The sequence below is a fragment of the Micromonospora sp. NPDC048986 genome (genome assembly GCF_040649335.1).
Taxonomy (GTDB): Bacteria; Actinomycetota; Actinomycetes; order Mycobacteriales; family Micromonosporaceae; genus Micromonospora; species Micromonospora alfalfae.
Window position 1 is genome coordinate 525,920 of record NZ_JBEZFJ010000002.1, and the last position, 14,713, is coordinate 540,632.

The 14,713-nt window shown below is 69.6% G+C and carries 12 protein-coding genes; 3 read left to right on the forward strand and 9 right to left on the reverse strand.

Translation table 11 applies throughout. The annotated features are described in order from the left end of the window. Nucleotides 1-6 precede the first annotated feature (6 nt). Nucleotides 7-768: a cyclase family protein gene (locus tag AB0B94_RS07445; RefSeq protein ID WP_357269655.1), complete on the reverse strand. Its 762-nt coding sequence runs from the start codon at nt 766-768 to the stop codon at nt 7-9. A gap of 118 nt (nt 769-886) precedes the next feature. Continuing rightward, entirely contained in the window at nt 887-1,324 is a 438-nt protein-coding gene (locus tag AB0B94_RS07450) for an ATP-binding protein (protein WP_357269658.1), read from the reverse strand. 194 nt (nt 1,325-1,518) lie between these two features. On the opposite strand from AB0B94_RS07450, the gene AB0B94_RS07455 reads away from it, so the two are divergent. The 3 genes from AB0B94_RS07455 to AB0B94_RS07465 all read left to right on the forward strand — a co-directional run bounded on the left by AB0B94_RS07455 (nt 1,519) and on the right by AB0B94_RS07465 (nt 6,074). Beyond that, nucleotides 1,519-2,733, forward strand: coding sequence for a GAF domain-containing SpoIIE family protein phosphatase (locus tag AB0B94_RS07455; RefSeq protein ID WP_357269661.1), 1,215 nt, complete (start codon nt 1,519-1,521; stop codon nt 2,731-2,733). A gap of 215 nt (nt 2,734-2,948) precedes the next feature. Further along, nucleotides 2,949-4,214, forward strand: coding sequence for a protein kinase (locus AB0B94_RS07460; RefSeq protein ID WP_357269664.1), 1,266 nt, complete (start codon nt 2,949-2,951; stop codon nt 4,212-4,214). 84 nt (nt 4,215-4,298) lie between these two features. Next, a complete protein-coding gene (locus AB0B94_RS07465; RefSeq protein WP_357269667.1) occupies nt 4,299-6,074 on the forward strand; it encodes an extracellular solute-binding protein in 1,776 nt (591 codons plus the stop codon). 133 nt (nt 6,075-6,207) lie between these two features. Here AB0B94_RS07465 and iolB read toward each other — a convergent pair whose 3' ends face one another. The 7 genes from iolB to AB0B94_RS07500 form a co-directional block, all read right to left on the reverse strand. Then, nucleotides 6,208-7,032: a 5-deoxy-glucuronate isomerase gene (iolB, locus tag AB0B94_RS07470; RefSeq protein WP_357269919.1), complete on the reverse strand. Its 825-nt coding sequence runs from the start codon at nt 7,030-7,032 to the stop codon at nt 6,208-6,210. A gap of 45 nt (nt 7,033-7,077) precedes the next feature. Further along, nucleotides 7,078-8,262, reverse strand: a complete 1,185-nt coding sequence (locus tag AB0B94_RS07475) for a glycoside hydrolase family 88 protein (protein WP_357269670.1) — start codon at nt 8,260-8,262, stop codon at nt 7,078-7,080. Between the two features lie 84 nt (nt 8,263-8,346). Next, complete coding sequence (locus AB0B94_RS07480; RefSeq protein WP_357269673.1) at nt 8,347-9,024, reverse strand: hypothetical protein; 678 nt, start codon at nt 9,022-9,024, stop codon at nt 8,347-8,349. 5 nt (nt 9,025-9,029) lie between these two features. After that, entirely contained in the window at nt 9,030-9,926 is an 897-nt protein-coding gene (locus AB0B94_RS07485; RefSeq protein ID WP_357269676.1) for a carbohydrate ABC transporter permease, read from the reverse strand. Further along, nucleotides 9,926-10,789: a sugar ABC transporter permease gene (locus AB0B94_RS07490; RefSeq protein WP_357269679.1), complete on the reverse strand. Its 864-nt coding sequence runs from the start codon at nt 10,787-10,789 to the stop codon at nt 9,926-9,928. The genes AB0B94_RS07485 and AB0B94_RS07490 overlap by 1 nt, the downstream gene beginning before the upstream one ends. Nucleotides 10,790-10,905: 116 nt before the next feature. Next, nucleotides 10,906-12,210: an extracellular solute-binding protein gene (locus AB0B94_RS07495; protein ID WP_357269682.1), complete on the reverse strand. Its 1,305-nt coding sequence runs from the start codon at nt 12,208-12,210 to the stop codon at nt 10,906-10,908. Continuing rightward, complete coding sequence (locus AB0B94_RS07500) at nt 12,210-14,255, reverse strand: DUF2264 domain-containing protein (RefSeq protein ID WP_357269685.1); 2,046 nt, start codon at nt 14,253-14,255, stop codon at nt 12,210-12,212. The genes AB0B94_RS07495 and AB0B94_RS07500 overlap by 1 nt, the downstream gene beginning before the upstream one ends. Between the last annotated feature and the right edge of the window lie 458 nt (nt 14,256-14,713).

Here is a 14,713-nt window from a genome sequence, read left to right on the forward strand (position 1 = left end):
GTCGGCCTACCGTTCGACAAGCGCGAGGACCCGGCACGGGCTGCCCGACCCGGAGACGATCGGCAGCGGCCCGGCGATCACCACCGCGCCGGTCGCCGGCAACTGCGCGAGGTTACGGAGCTGGGTCAGGCCGTACTTGTCCTGGCCGAGCAGGAACGAGTGGCACGGGAACGGCGGGTCGAACGAGTGCGCTGCCCCCGCGTCGGTCCCGACCGTCTCCACCCCGACGCCCTGGATCGGCGACTCCTCGGCCAGCCAGCGGGCGCACTGCACGGAAATGCCCGGGGTACGCCCGGCGTTGGCGTAGCGCTGCGGGTCGTCGCCGTACGCGTCCCAGCCGGTGCGGTAGAGCAGCCAGCCGCCGCTGGGCAGGGCGCCATGTTCCGCCTCCCATGCCTTGACGTGCTCGACCTCGAGCAGGAAGTCGGGATTGTCGGCGGCGTCGGCGGCGTGGTCGATCACCACCGCCGGGGCGATCAACTGGCTCACCGGGACCTGTGACACGTCCACGCCCTGTTGACCGGTGACCCAGTGCACCGGGGCGTCGAAGTGGGTGCCGGTGTGTTCGCCGGTGGAGAAGTTGTTCCAGTACCAGGCCGGACCTCTGTCGTCGTACCGGCTGATCTCGCTGAGCTGAAACGGCCAGGTCTGGCCGAACTGCTCGGGCAGACCCAGGATCGGGGTCTGGTCGGAGAGCGGAGCGGTGAGGTCGACAACCTGGATACGGCCGTTGGAAAGAGCGGCGACGAACTCCTGCAGCACCGTCATGCGGCGACGGTACACCCGCTCAGGTTCCACGATGGAGCGCCGATCGGTGCCATTTGGCACCCTGTCATCCACGGCGTGCCGCCCCCTCCCGGTCAATCCGGGGCCGCGCCGGCGGCTGTTATCCGAAAGTACCGCCGGTGCGTGCCGCGATGCGGATGGTGGTACCCGCGGATCCGCTGTCGACGAGGAGGTAGTCGGCCATCTGCCCGACCACCCACAGGCCCATTCCTCCGGTGCCGGACAGGGGCGGTCGCTCGGCGCACGGGAAGTAGCGAGCGGTGTTGAAGCCCCGACCCTGGTCAGTGACCTCACAGGTGAGCTGACCGTCCAGGAGCAGGCGCAGGCCTCCTCTGCCGCCCCCGTGCCGAATCACGTTGATCATCAGTTCGTTGACGGCGATGACCCAGTTCTGCACCTCGTCGGGGTCGAGGCCGCACCCGCGACTGAGGGCCTCGACCTCGTGTCGGACACGGTTGAGGTCGGCGAGGGTGAACGACGTCGAGAGCAGGGGTCTCCTGGCGGTGGGGGCATGGTGGTCGAGCGGTGGGTTCACCATCGATTCCCCTCCCTGTCGGACGTGGGGCCGGTGACCTTGCCGGTGGCATGGGGATGGGTAGCTTCCCGGAACGGGTTCACCAGGCGACCATTGCAGCAATGTGACAGGGGAAGGTACCCCACGTCGGAGGCACGACACCGGTGATCTCACGCCTGATGTCCCGTCGGCGGCGTGCCGGCGTCTAGGCTGCCTGGGTGGCCGATGCCAAGGTGGTGACGAACGAGGAACGGCTGCGACGTATCGAGGCGATCACCGACGCCGCCCTGTCGGGGCTGAACATCGCCGAGTTGCTTAACGAGCTGCTCGAACGGGTCCGGGACCTACTCAAGGTCGACACCGCCACCATCCTGCTGCTGGACGACCACACCGGCGAGCTTGTCGCGACAGCCGCCAAGGGCCTGGAGGAGGAGGTACGCCGCGGGTTCCGCATCCGGGTCGGACGTGGGTTCGCCGGACGGGTGGCAGCCACCCGCGCGCCTGTCACGATCTACAACGTCGGGCCTGACGACGTGGTCAATCCCATCCTGCTCGCCACCGGGATCCGTGCCCTCCTGGGCGTGCCCATGCTCGTCAACGGCAACCTCGTCGGCGTGCTGCACGTCGGCTCCCTGGCCCTGCGCCGGTTCGGCTCCGACGACGTGCAGCTGTTACAGCTCGTTGCCGACCGTGCCAGCTTGGCAGGTCAGGCCCGCGCACAGGTCCTCGATCGGCAGGCAGCGCTGGCTCTGCAACACAGCCTGCTACCCGGCCGGCTACCCGACATCCCCGGCCTGGACCTGGCCGCCCGGTACGTGCCCGGCCACGACCTGGGCATCGGCGGTGACTGGTACGACGTGTTCACGTTGCCCTCGGGCTGGCTGGGCGCCGTCATCGGTGATGTCTCCGGCCACGGGCTGCCATCCGCCGTGGTCATGGGGCGGATCCGCAGCGCACTGCGCGCCTACGCGCTCGATTCCGATGATCCCGCGGTGGCGCTGACCTCCCTCGACCGCAAGATCCACCACTTCGAGGCAGGCACCCTCACCACCGCCGTCTACGCCCTGATCGCACCCGACCGCGCGAGAGTGCACCTCTCCTCCGCAGGCCATCTGCCACCACTGCTGGCTGTCCCCGGCCGTCCCACCCAGCCTGTCAACGTGCCGGTGGACAGGCCACTCGGCGTAGGTCGACCATCGACCAGTCGCCGCACCACAGTTCTCGACCTACCGCCGGGCTCGGCGCTCGTCTTCTACACCGACGGCCTGGTCGAACGCCGCAACGAACTGATCGACACCGGCATCGAACGCCTCGCCGACGCCGTGCAGTCCGGGCCCGCCGAGGCGTTGTGCGACCACGTCATGAGCACCACAGCAGAGGAGCGTCCAAACGACGACATCGCTCTGCTGGTCATCCGCCGCCTGAGCCGGTGAACGCCACCGTCTTCGCACGGACAGCCGGGCCGGCAAGGGCCGGTGGGCACCAGGGCCGAGCTGATCGGCAGACCTGAGCTGTTCCCCACCTACGACGGCTGCGGCGCCTGGCGGGACTGCGCACGGCCGCACATCCTCGGTCGCTGGCGGCGGACATGGCACGATGGCCGTGTCCTGCGCCGCCGGTGGCCGGGAACGACACTGATGGAGTCGGGATGTCAGAGCTGGCCGGCCCGCCGGTGCCAGGGTTGGCGAAACTGTGGACGCACGACCCGGTCGCTGCCGGCCCGTACCGGCTGCTCGGCCGGCTGGGTGCGGGTGGGCAGGGGGTCGTCTATCTCGGTGAGGACGACGCCGGTGACCGGGTCGCTGTGAAGATGGTCAACGTCGATCTGAGTGATCCACGGGCGCGGTCGCAGTTCGTGAAGGAGATCGCCGCCGCCCGCCGGGTCGCTCCGTTCTGCACCGCGCAGGTGCTCTTCGCGGAGGTGGACGGCGAGCGGCCCTACGTGGTCAGTGAGTTCATCGAGGGCCTGACCCTGCACCGGCACGTCCGCGAGCGTGGGCCGGTGACCGGTAACGCCCTGCACCGGCTCGCGGTCGGCACCGTCACGGCACTCGCCGCGATCCACAGTGCCGGAGTGGTGCACTGCGATCTGAAGCCGGACAACGTGGTGCTCGGTGAGGACGGTCCCCGGGTGATCGACTTCGGTATCGCCCGGGCGTTGGGCAACACCGAGACGGCGTCCAGCCGGGTCATGGGGACCACCGCGTACATGGCGCCCGAGCGGTTCCGCAACGACGCGATCGGTCCGCCCTGCGACGTCTTCGCCTGGGCGGCCACTATCGCCTTCGCCGCCGGTGGTCGGCCGCCCTTCGGCAACGATTCACTCTTCGCCGTGATGCACCGCGTGCTGCACGATCTGCCGGACCTGCCGGCGATGCCCCCCATTCTGGACGAGCTGATCCGGGAGTGCCTGGCCAAGGATCCGGCGGACCGGCCGGCTGCCGAACGCGTGCTGGTACGGCTGCTTCGGCAGGACGGCAGAGTCACCGAACCGCTACGTCGGGAGAGCCTGCTGGAGGTCGGCAACGAGACCGCAGGCGCGCCCACGCCGGACCATCCGCTCCCCCAGGTCACGCCGACGACGCCGCAACCGGGCGGAACGCGGCCGCAGGTGCCGGCCCGGGCGGCGGTGCCGGCCCAGGCCCGGCCGACCCAGCCGGCGTACCCGCCGGTGTCCGAGCCCGGCGTCGGTACGGCAGGCGGCGGCGCGTTGCGGCGGCTGCGTCGTGAGGCCGTCGACGCCTGGGGCATCTCGACAGCGCTCTTCCTCGGTTCGGTCGGCGCCGCCGCAGGGTACGTCGCGTCGAGCGCGCTCGGCCCGTCCGCCGCGGTCGGTGCGGTCGCCTTCGTCGTGGTCTACCTGGTTCGGTTGCTGGTCGCGACGGCCCTCGGGAGCCGGTCCGAGCACGGGTGACAGGTGCGCCGGGGTCGGGCTCGCCGACTGGCGCCGCATCGATAGGTTGACTGCCACCAGCCGCCCGCCGAGGAGGACGTCCCGATGGCCCCACCCGCTACGCGTACCCGGCAGTGGTTGCCGTACACCGCCGCCGTCACCGCCGGGCTGCTGGTCATCGCCGGGGCGTTCGTCTTCGTCCGACAGCGCGAAGCGGGCGACGACTGCGCCATCATCCTCCAGGTCAACTCCTCGACGGAGAAGGCGGCGCTGCTGGTCGACCTGGCCGAGGCGTACAACCGCAGCGACCGGTCGGTCGAGGGCGGCGGCTGCGCCCAGGTGCACGCCAGCGCGTTGAACTCGGGCAAGGCAACCGAGGCGCTGGCCACCGGCTGGACGCACACCGGCCTGCCGCAACCACAGGTCTGGCTGCCGACGTCGAGCCTGTGGACCGGCCAGCTCCGGCTGCTCGACGAGGCCGCCGGCCGGGAGTTGCAGACTCCCGACCGCTACCCGTCGATCGCCAACAGCCCGCTGGTGATCGCGATGCCGCAGCCCAAGGCCGAGCTGCTCCGCAAGCGCGGGTCGCTGGGCTGGGGAGAGATCCTGGGGCTGTCCGGGCGGGACGGGTGGGCGGACTTCGGCAAGCCGGAGTGGGGCCGCTTCACATTCGGCAAGGACAACCCGAACCTGTCCACTTCCGGGCTGGCGGCGACCATCGCCACCTACTACGCGGCGGTGCAACGGGCCAGCGACCTGACCCGGTCCGACCTGGCCGACCCGGCGGTCACCCAGTTCGTCCGCCGGATCGAGGCCAACGTGTCGCACTACAGCGACGACTCGGTGGACCTGCTGCGCAGCCTCGCCGAGGCGGACCTGGCCGGCGGGGCGGGCAGCACCGACGACATGAGTGCCATCGTCCTGCAGGAGGAGCTCGTGGACCTCTACAACACGGGTGCGCTGAGCCCTCGGCAGGAAGGGCAGGAGCGGGGCCGCCGGCCGAACGTCCCGCTGGTCGCCGTGCATCCGAAGGAGGGCACGTTCAACCTGGACCACCCGTTCGTCGTGCTGCCGTCCGCCGACGAGCGGCAACGCGCGGCGGCAACCGACTTCCAGAAATTCCTGACCGAGGACACCCAGCAGGAGAGGTTTGCCCGCCTCGGCTTTCGGGACCATGAGCGCCGCGCCTCGGCGGAGTTGCTGGCCAGCGTCGGCGCCGAACCCAGCGGTGGGTTGAGCTACTTCGAGCCGCCGGACCCGGAGGTGGTCGGCGCGATGCTGGACGGCTGGCGCACGCTCCGCAAGAAGGCCAACATCCTGATCGCCCTGGACACCTCCGGGTCCATGCTGGCGAAGGTCGGCACCCGTACCCGTTTCCAGGTGGCCTCGGCGGCGGCGGGCAAGGGCCTCGCGCTGCTCAACACCGAAGACCGGGTGGGGCTCTGGTCGTTCTCCTCGGAGACGCAACAGCGGCCGAAGAGCCCCTATCGCGAGGAGGTCCCGCTCGGCGGGTTCGACCAGAAGCGGATCAACAGCAAGATCGCCGGCTTGCCGGTCGAGGGCGGCACCGCGCTCTACGCGACGGTCCGGGCCGCACACCGAGAACTGCTCGACCGGTACGACCCGGAGCGGATCAACGCGATAGTGGTGCTGACCGACGGCAAGAACGAGTACAGCAGGGACAACGACCTGGCCCGGTTGCTCGCCGAGGTTGCCCTGGACCCGCAGCGTCCGGTGAAGGTGTTCTGCATCGCCTTCGACCGGGAGTCGGACTTCGCCACCCTGGACCGGATCGCCAAGGCGTCGTCGGGCAAGGCCTTCGACGCCACCGATCCCGCCAAGATCGACGAGGCGTTCGTGAAGCTGGTCAGCAGCTTCTGACCCTCCCTGGCGTCAGCTCGGCGTCGCGCCGCCGCCCGACCAGGCGGGCGGGTGGCGAGCGCCCTGCTGCTCTCGTCGAGCCACGTCAAGGCCCCGGACGACGACGACTTGGCGATGGGTCTCGCCGACGTCGCTACAGGCCGAGGCCGCGCAGGGTCGGTACGGTCTGGCCCACCCAGGCGAGGTCGACGTCCTCGCGAGCGCCCTGGGTGCGTTGCGTGCCGGCCAGGAACCACAGGAAGTAGGTGGTGTAGCCGGGTGCGCTGACCACTGTGTGGTAACCCTCGGGCATCATCTGCATCACATGGTCACGGATGGTGACGTTCTCCTCGTACCCGTCGTCGGTGTAGACCCGGCTGATGCCGAACCCGTTCGCCGGGTTGACGCGGTAGTAGTACATCTCCTCGTGTGCGGCCTCGGCGGGCAGGTCGTCGACAGTGTGCCGATGTGGCGGGTAGGTGCTCCAGTTGCCCGAGGGCGTGTAGGTCTCGCCGACGATGAGCCGGCGGGCGGGCAGGTCCGGCTGGGAGATCTCGGTGAGGATCTGGTGGTAGGTACGGCCGAAGTTGGCCGCTCCCCAGCGGCCGGTCGCTACCTGCTCCGGTGCGATGACGTAGGGGTCTGTGGCCAGTTCGCTGGGCGCGCTGGGTAGGGCTATCTCCACGGCGGTGACCGCCTCGACGGTCACCGGGGAGCCGGCCGGGATGTAGACCGAGTGCGGCTTGCCGGAGAAGACGTCCGGTCGTTGGCCGACCTGCGGGAAGTGGTGGCCGGCGACGGTGAAGCTGGCCGTGCCACCGAGGACGACGGCCAGGATCTCCCGGTCACCGGACTCGCCGGTCCAGGACTCGCCGGCCGACAGCCGCAGCAGTGTGAAGTCCAGCAGCCGGCAGGGATTGAAGGGCAGCGTGTTCCGGCCGTCGAGGGCGGGAATGGCGCAGTGGTAGCGGTAGTCCATGGTCACCTTTCGGGATGCGGGGTGGAGCGGGTCGGTGCAGGGTGGTCACCAGGGGCTGGTCCAGCCCGCGACGGTGGCCCGGGTGAGGGCTTCCAGGTAGAAGTAGTCGCCCCAGAGGGTTCCCTCGTCGACGCCGATGCCCTTGGGCTTGTCGTAGACGCCGTGCAGGATGAGCGCGTTGGAGACCTGCTGGCCGTCGGTGGAGTAGTGGCCGATGAGCGAGCCCAGGATCTCGGCGGCGGCCTTGCGGTACCGGTCGGCGCTGGCCGTGTCGGTGAGGCCGTCTGCCAGTTCGACCAGCCCGCAGGCGGCGATGGCCGCGGCCGAGCTGTCCCGCTCCTGACCGCTGCCGTCACCGAACTCCAGATCCCAGTACGCGACGTGGTCGTCGGGCAGGTGGGCGAGGAAGCGGTCGGCGCAGGTCCTCGCGGCGGCGAGCAGCGCCGGGTCGCCGATGTGCCGGTGGTTGAGGCTGAACCCGTAGATGCCCCATGCCTGCCCGCGCGCCCAGCAGGAGTGGTCGGAGTGGCCCTGTTCGGTTTCTCCGCGTAGCGGCGCACCGCTGTCCGCGTCCCAGTAGAAGGTGTGGAAGGTGGTGCCGTCCGGACGAAGGATGTGCTGGCGCAGCTGAGCGGTGTGCCGGCGGGCCGCGGCGGCGTAGCGGTCGTCACCGGTGGTCTGGCTGGCCCAGAAGAGCAGCGGCGTGTTCATCAGGCTGTCGATGATTGTGCGCCCGCGTTGGCGTGGGTCGTTCAGATCGCCCCAGGCCTGGATGATCCCGGCGGGCTCGAGGACGCGCGTCATCAGGTGGTCGGCGGCGGCGAGGGCCGCGTCTCGGGCCTGCGGGTCACCGGTACGGCGGGCCGGGGTGACGCAGGCGAGCGTGTAGAGGAACCCGAGGTCGTGGGTGTCCAGGTCGATGCCGTGGGTCATCCGGGCCGCGAAGCTGTCCACGTGGGAGAGCGCGGCCCGCAGGTGGCGTTCGTCGCCGGTCAGGTCGTGTGCCAGCCAGAGCATGCCGGGCCAGAAGCTGGTGGTCCAGCCGACGTTGGCGCCCTCGGGTTGGCCTCCGCTCGGTGGCCGCAGCGGGTAGCGGTTGGCGTCGGTGGTGTCCGCGGGGTAACGGTCGCCGAAGGTGGCGATGTTCGCGTCGACGGTACGTATCGCGGCGGCCACCGCGGCCGCCGTGGCCTCTGCGTCGGAGCTGGGACGGACGTCGGTCGCCGTCATGGATGCTGTTCTCCCTCGTGGGTCCGGTCCGGTGCCGGGCAGGTGTCTCGTCGGCGTCCCGGCTCGTTGGCCGGAACGTGGTGCTCAGGCGCTCCGCGGTGCGGGCGTCGGTGGGTCGAGGGCGGCGCGCAGGGTGAAGCGGCTGTTGGCCCACACGACGTAGAGCAGTGGCGCGGCGGCGAGGCCGAGCGCGATCGCGGGGCGGGCCGCCAGGATCTGTGCGAGCAGCACGAGGACGAGGAGAGACACGGCGCTGAGGTACCACCGGCGCACCGCCAGATACAGGCAGGCGCGGGCCACCTCACGCAACCGGGCGGTGGGTCGCTCGGCGACGGTCACCAGCCCCAGCAACGTGGTGGCGACGGTGAGGACGATGAGGGTCGCCAGCACCGGCAGGGCGAGTGCCCCGACCCGGTGGCCCCACGCGGCGCGGGCGTCGACGGCGAGCACCACCAGGGCAGCCATGGCTGCCGCCGTCCAGAGCATCGCCGGCCGGGCGGTGGCTCGCCAGGCACGGCCGTAGGTGCGCAGCACGCCGCCGGTGTCGCCGGCCGAATAGGCGGACATGACCGCGAACACCGCACAGAGCCCCGGCGCGCAGAGCGGGGCGGTCAGCGCGTACAGCGGCCAGGAGCGCGCCGCTTCGGTGGTGAACGCGAGCGTCACCAGTGGCAGGCAACCGAGCACCAGCAGCAGGTTGCTGACGAGCGCGACATAGAACCCGTCGAAGACGGCGGCAATGGTGTTGTGGCGCGAACGCATGGGCCTCAACCCTTCAGTCCGGTCGTGGCGATGCCCTCGATGAAGTAGCGCTGGCCGAGCAGGAAGATGACAGCGACGGGCAGCACGGACAGCACGGAGCCCGTCATGATCAGGGCGTACTCGGCGTTGTACTGGGAGATGAAGGTGTTGAGCCCCAGTTGGATGGTGCGCAGCTCCGGACTGCGCAGGTAGATCAGCGGGCCGAGGTAGTCGTTCCAGGTGGTCACGAACGTGAGCAGGGCCAGGCTGGCCAGCGCCGGTCGGGACAGCGGCAGCATGATCCGTCGGTAGATGCCGAGCTCGCTGAGCCCGTCCACCCGCGCCGACTCGCTCAGCTCCTCGGGGATCGTCTCGTAGAACTGCTTCATCAGGAACACGCCGAACGCGCCGAAGGCCTGTAGCGCGACGATCGACCACAGCGTGTTCGACAACTGCAACTTCGACATGAGGATGAACTGCGGAATCATGTACGACTGCCAGGGCACCGCGATCGTCCCGACGTACGCCAGGAAGAGCGCGTTGCGGCCGGGAAAGCGCACCCGGGCGAAGCCGTAGGCGGCGAAACTGCCGGTCACCACCTGTAGGAGGCTGACCACCACCGACAGCAGCAGCGTGTTTCCCAACCAGGTCGTCATGTCCGAGCGCTGCCAGATGTCGAGGTAGTTTCGCCACACCACGGGATCGGGGAGCCAGGTGATCGGGATGGTGAAGACGTCGCTGTTGGTCTTCAACGACGCCACCACCATCCAGTAGAACGGCAGCAGCAGCCCGGCCGCCGCGAGCAAGAGGGCGGCGTACCCGACGAGCCGCCAGCCCCGGGACTGGATCGATCGGCGGGGCGCGTTGCGGTTTCCGGGCGCGGCGACGGCCGGGGTGGGCAGGGAGAGGTCGGTAGCGGTCATCAGCTGTTCCTCCGCTTGTTGACCATGAACTGAATGACCGTGATGCTGAAGCAGATGGCGAACAGGACGATGGAGACCGCCGAGGCGTAGCCGAACTGGTTCTCCTCGAAGCCCTTCTGGTAGATGTACTGCGAGAGCACCAGTGTCGACTGGCCCGGTCCGCCGCCGGTCATCACGAGGATGAGGTCGAAGACCTTGAAGCTCTCGATGGTGAGCAGCACCGTGACGAAGAAGGTGGTGTGGCGTAACCCGGGGAGGGTCACGTGCACGAACCGCTGCCACGGTGAGGCGCCGTCGGTCTCGGCCGCCTCGTAGAGCTGGGCCGGAATGGTCTGCAGGCCGGCCAGGAACAGCAGCATGTAGTAACCCATGTACCGCCAGGTGCCGACGATGATGACCGCCGGCATCGCCCAGGTCGACGACGTGGTCCAGCCCGGGGCGTTGTCCACCCCGACGGCGCCGAGGAGAGCGTTGACCGGGCCGTACTCCGGGCTGAACAGCTGGTTCCAGACGATCGCGATCGCCACGATCGAGGTGATGTAGGGGAAGAAGGCGACGGTGCGGAAGAACCGTACGCCGCGCAGTTTGCGGTTGAGCAGCAGCGCCAGCCCGAGTGACGCAGCGAGGGTCAGCGGGATGTGGAAGACGGTGTAGTAGACGGTGTTGCGCAGAGCGGTCCAGAAGCTCGCGTCGCTCCACATGCGCCGGAAGTTGGCGGTGCCGGTCCACTCGGCCACCCCGAAGACGTTCCAGTTGGTGAAGGCCACGTAGAACAGCACGACGACGGGTAGCAGGGTGAGCACGGCGAAGCCGACGAAGTTGGGCAGGATGAACGACCAGCCGGCGACCGTGTTGCGCGACACCAGCGGCCGGTTCCTGGGTCTCGTGCGCGGCAGTGTTGCCATAGGGAGTCTCCGGAAGCGTTCGGCATGGTGGCGGGTCCGGCGTGCGACGGAGGCGCGGCGGACCCGCCATCAGCTCACTGGTTGAGGACCTCGTTCTTGGCGCGGGCCTGCGCCTTGCTCAGCTCCGCGTCGACGCCCTTGCTGTCGGAGAGGATCGCCGAGTGTGTCTCGTTGAGCAGGTTCTGCAGGCCGGCGGTGTGCTTCGACACCGGGTTCTCCGGCTTGATGGTGTGCTTGGCGTAGGCGAACTTCGACAGGTCGTCCTGCGGTACGCCGTCCAGCCCGAACAGCGTCGCGGTGACCGCGTCGGTGACCTGGGCCGGGGTGATGCCGATCCCGGCCAGCGCCTTGCCGGCTTCCGGGCCGGCCGCGTACTGGAGGAAGGCCTTGGCCGCGGCGGTCTTGGACTTACTGATCTTCGGGTTGATCCCCAAGCCGGTCGGATCACCGAAGGTGACAGGCGTGGCGGAGGTGCCGGTGGTGGACTTGTCGAACTGCGGCGCCGGGGCGATCCCCCACTGGAACTTGTCGGCGTCACCGCTCTGTCGCTGGTTGAGCAGCGTGGCCACGTACCAGGTGCCCATCAGCAGCATCGCCGACTGCTGCTTGCCGAACTGCGCCTGGTAGGTGAGTTTGTTGGTCTTCGCGGTGCCGAAGGTCGGCTGCGCGCCGGCCGCCTGCAGGTCAAGTGACCGCTCGTAGTACGGCTTCAGGTAGCTGTAGTCCCCGGAGAGCAGGTCCGCGTTGGGGGTCTGGGCGAGCGCGAATCCCTGCACTGTCGACTGGAACGTGTGCTGGTACGCGCCGGTCGCGTTCGAGCCGGCCCCCTTCAGCCCGGTGTGCAGTCGCTTCGTCGCGTCGGTGTAGTCGTCCCAGGTCCAACTGCCGTCCGGCGGTGCCACCTTCGCCTTCGCGAACAGGTCCTTGTTGTAGAACAGCACCCACGAGTCCTGCCGGTACGGCGCCGCGTACGCCTTGCCATCCACCTGGTACGACGCGAGCGCCGGGCTCGAGCCGAGACCGGAGGTGACGTCGGAGACGTCGAGCAGTTGACCACCGCTCTGGTACGTGTAGAAGTTCTTGAGGTTCTTCATCACGTAGACGTCAGGGGCGGTGCCGGCGGCCAGGTCCGTGATCATCTGGGTGTCGTAGTCGTTGCCCGGGGCGTACTCCTTGAGCTGCACCGTCACGTTCGGGTGGGTCGCCTTGAAGCCGTCGGCGAGCGTCTTGAACTCGGGCGTGGACGACAGACTCCAGCCAGCCAGGGTGATCGTCACCGGGGCGTTGGGGTCGACTGGCTCGTCTCCGCCGCCGCAACCGGCGAGAACAAGCGTCAGGGCCGTCGCAGCGCTGATGACGGCTGGTATCGCACGCTTCATCACTCTCTCCTTGGGTCAAGGGGCCCGGACGGGCCCGCACTGCTACCAGGACGCCTGGTGGGCCTGGCATGCTCCGTGCCCAGACGGGTCGACGTGCTGATCCCGTCGGGCCAGTCGACCGCCAGGTGGAGGCCGTGGCCGTCCTCGTCGAGCACGGCCCGGCATGCCTGCCCGGCCGTGGCCACCGCCACCCTGGACAGCTCGGTGAAGGCGGCGGCCCATGCGCCCGGCCGAACGGGGTGTTCCAGCCATGGCACGACCAGCCCGTCGGCCAGGGGCCCGCCGTGCGGAACGGCGGTGACGCCGGCCGTGCCGCCGCCGTGAATGCTGTCGAGCCGGCTGGTCAGGTCGGCCCGGGTCACGACCGCCACACCGCCGCCGACGGTGACCGCCGCATCCCCGGCAATGGCCCAGCCGCCGATCCGTAGCCTCAGCGCAGCCGCCTCGACGCCGTCGGCGAGGTCGTCGACGCGGGTCAGACGTAGTTCCCAGGGGCCGCGGACCAGCGAATACACAGTGAGGTGCCCGGCCGGTCGGTACCGGCCCACCCAGCCGCCGCCGTGGTCGCGCTGACCCGGATCCGGGTCGACCCAGTGAGCGAGGGCACGTGACCCGGCCACGCCCACGCCGTCGCTGTCGACGTGGACGGTGAGCAGGCGCATGCCGGCGCGGTGGGTGACCCGGCCCGCGTCGTCGACGAGTGTGACGGACTGGTCGAGCGGACTGGCCCAGCCGCTGTCGTCGAGAACCGGGGTGGTGGCCGTGGAGTAGCCCAGTCGGGCGTAGAGCGGGGAGTCTGAGACGGTGGCGCCCTCGACGGCGTGGTCGGTGCCGTGGTTGACGACGCGGACGATGCCGTCGGCACGGGTACCAGAGATCAGCCAGCCTGGCGCGCGTATCGCCCGCACCGCGTCGCGCTCCTCGACCGGTAGCGGCTCCTCGGGAGTCGTCCAGACCGGATGGTCGGCGGGTAGCGCGATGCCGAGCAGGCCCTTGCTGGCCCAGTACGGCGAGCCCGGCCCGGAGTACGACTGCGCCAGTCGCGGCCACGGCCCGTGCCAACCCAGGGTGAGCAGGCCTCGTTCGTCAAGGGCGCCGTTGGCGACGAAGTGACGCACGATGCGAGTGGCCGCGCCGCGCAACCGGCCGATGCTGACCGAGGGCACGCCGGCGATGGCACCGACCCAGAACGGCGCCGCCGCGGCGAAGCGGTAGGTCAGGCTGCGCCCCTGGATCAACGGTGATCCGTCGGCGCCCACGAGCGCGACCGCGTCGCTCAGGAAGCGGTCGAGGCCGGCCAGGTCCCGTTCGCGGCGCTGCTCGGCCAGGTCCGCTGCGCCGGCCATCCGAGCCCACAGCGTCGGGTAGAGGTGCAGGGCCCAGCCCACGTAGTGGTCGTAGGCGCGGTCCGGCCCGTCGGACATCCAGCCGTCCCCGCGGACGAAGCCGTCATGGGTGGTCAGGTCCTCGTTCATCTCGTCGAGCGAGTGCGGCCCGCCCACCGAACGCAGAAACGTCTGTACGACCAGCCGGAACCAGACCCAGTTGATCCGTGGGTACGTGTCGTCGCCGACCGCCGGGCGCAGATAGTCCACTACCCGCTCGCGCACCACGGGCGGCAGTCGATCCCAGATCCACGGGCGGGTCATGTCCAGGACCAGCGCGATGGAGGCGGCCTCCACCTTCGCCTGGGGGTGCTCGTCCAAGCGCACCCAACGGTCTGGAGAGCTCGGGTCGGTGCCAGCGGTGATGCCCGCCGTGTAGCGGGCCACGAGCTCGTCCAAGCCCACTGCCCGGGCACCCGCGATGCGGAACCCAGCCAGCAGGAAGGTGCGGGCGAAGCCCTCCAGTCCGTCGACGGCCCGCCCGTACCCGCCCTCCGAACCGGGGAGGGTGACGAGGGAGTGTCCGGGTGAGGCGAACGGTCGGGCGGCGGCGAGCATCCGGTCGGCGAGGGCCAACCAGTCATCCCGGCTCCAGGTCGCGGCGGTAGCGACATCCGAGTCCGTCGCCGGTGCCACCTGGCCGGTCGTCCCGAACGTCATCGGTGGTCCTGTCGCATCGATCGGTCTCCGTCGACTGTGGCGAGCGGGGGGGTGCCCATGAATGTGACGTGCAGGCATCCGCAGGGTTTCCGAAGTAAAACGCTCACAAAGGAGCAAGTCAATGCCCTTCCCAAACCGATGTGAACACACTCGATCAAAAGGACGCACGATGCGCCTCGGAGCACGTGCGAACTGGGCTTACTGCTAGCGGCTGAGAACGGAGATGAACAGACGAAACGTCCAAATAGGGCGGACGGGCCACCGCCTGCTGTCCAGCCCGGCGGCACTTGCTGCGCTCCCGCCCGCACCTCGACCGCCACAACTGCTCTGATACGATCAGAAACGTTCACAGCCGCTCTATCAGTCCGAGGAGCCATGACCGGCGCAGACCGCTTCGCAGGCCCTCTGGCCGCGACGCGGCCGGGGCGGGCTCGGTTGGCAGCCGGCATCGGCGGCCT

Excerpts from the sequence above, each read along its gene's own strand:
- AB0B94_RS07445 (WP_357269655.1), bottom strand. The coding sequence starts at position 768 with ATGACGGTGCTGCAGGAGTTCGTCGCCGCTCTTTCCAACGGCCGTATC.
- AB0B94_RS07465 (WP_357269667.1), top strand. The coding sequence starts at position 4,299 with ATGGCCCCACCCGCTACGCGTACCCGGCAGTGGTTGCCGTACACCGCC.
- iolB (WP_357269919.1), bottom strand. The coding sequence starts at position 7,032 with ATGGACTACCGCTACCACTGCGCCATTCCCGCCCTCGACGGCCGGAAC.
- AB0B94_RS07475 (WP_357269670.1), bottom strand. The coding sequence starts at position 8,262 with ATGACGGCGACCGACGTCCGTCCCAGCTCCGACGCAGAGGCCACGGCG.
- AB0B94_RS07480 (WP_357269673.1), bottom strand. The coding sequence starts at position 9,024 with ATGCGTTCGCGCCACAACACCATTGCCGCCGTCTTCGACGGGTTCTAT.
- AB0B94_RS07485 (WP_357269676.1), bottom strand. The coding sequence starts at position 9,926 with ATGACCGCTACCGACCTCTCCCTGCCCACCCCGGCCGTCGCCGCGCCC.
- AB0B94_RS07500 (WP_357269685.1), bottom strand. The coding sequence starts at position 14,255 with ATGACGTTCGGGACGACCGGCCAGGTGGCACCGGCGACGGACTCGGAT.
- AB0B94_RS07460 (WP_357269664.1), top strand. The coding sequence starts at position 2,949 with ATGTCAGAGCTGGCCGGCCCGCCGGTGCCAGGGTTGGCGAAACTGTGG.
- AB0B94_RS07495 (WP_357269682.1), bottom strand. The coding sequence starts at position 12,210 with ATGAAGCGTGCGATACCAGCCGTCATCAGCGCTGCGACGGCCCTGACG.
- AB0B94_RS07450 (WP_357269658.1), bottom strand. The coding sequence starts at position 1,324 with ATGGTGAACCCACCGCTCGACCACCATGCCCCCACCGCCAGGAGACCC.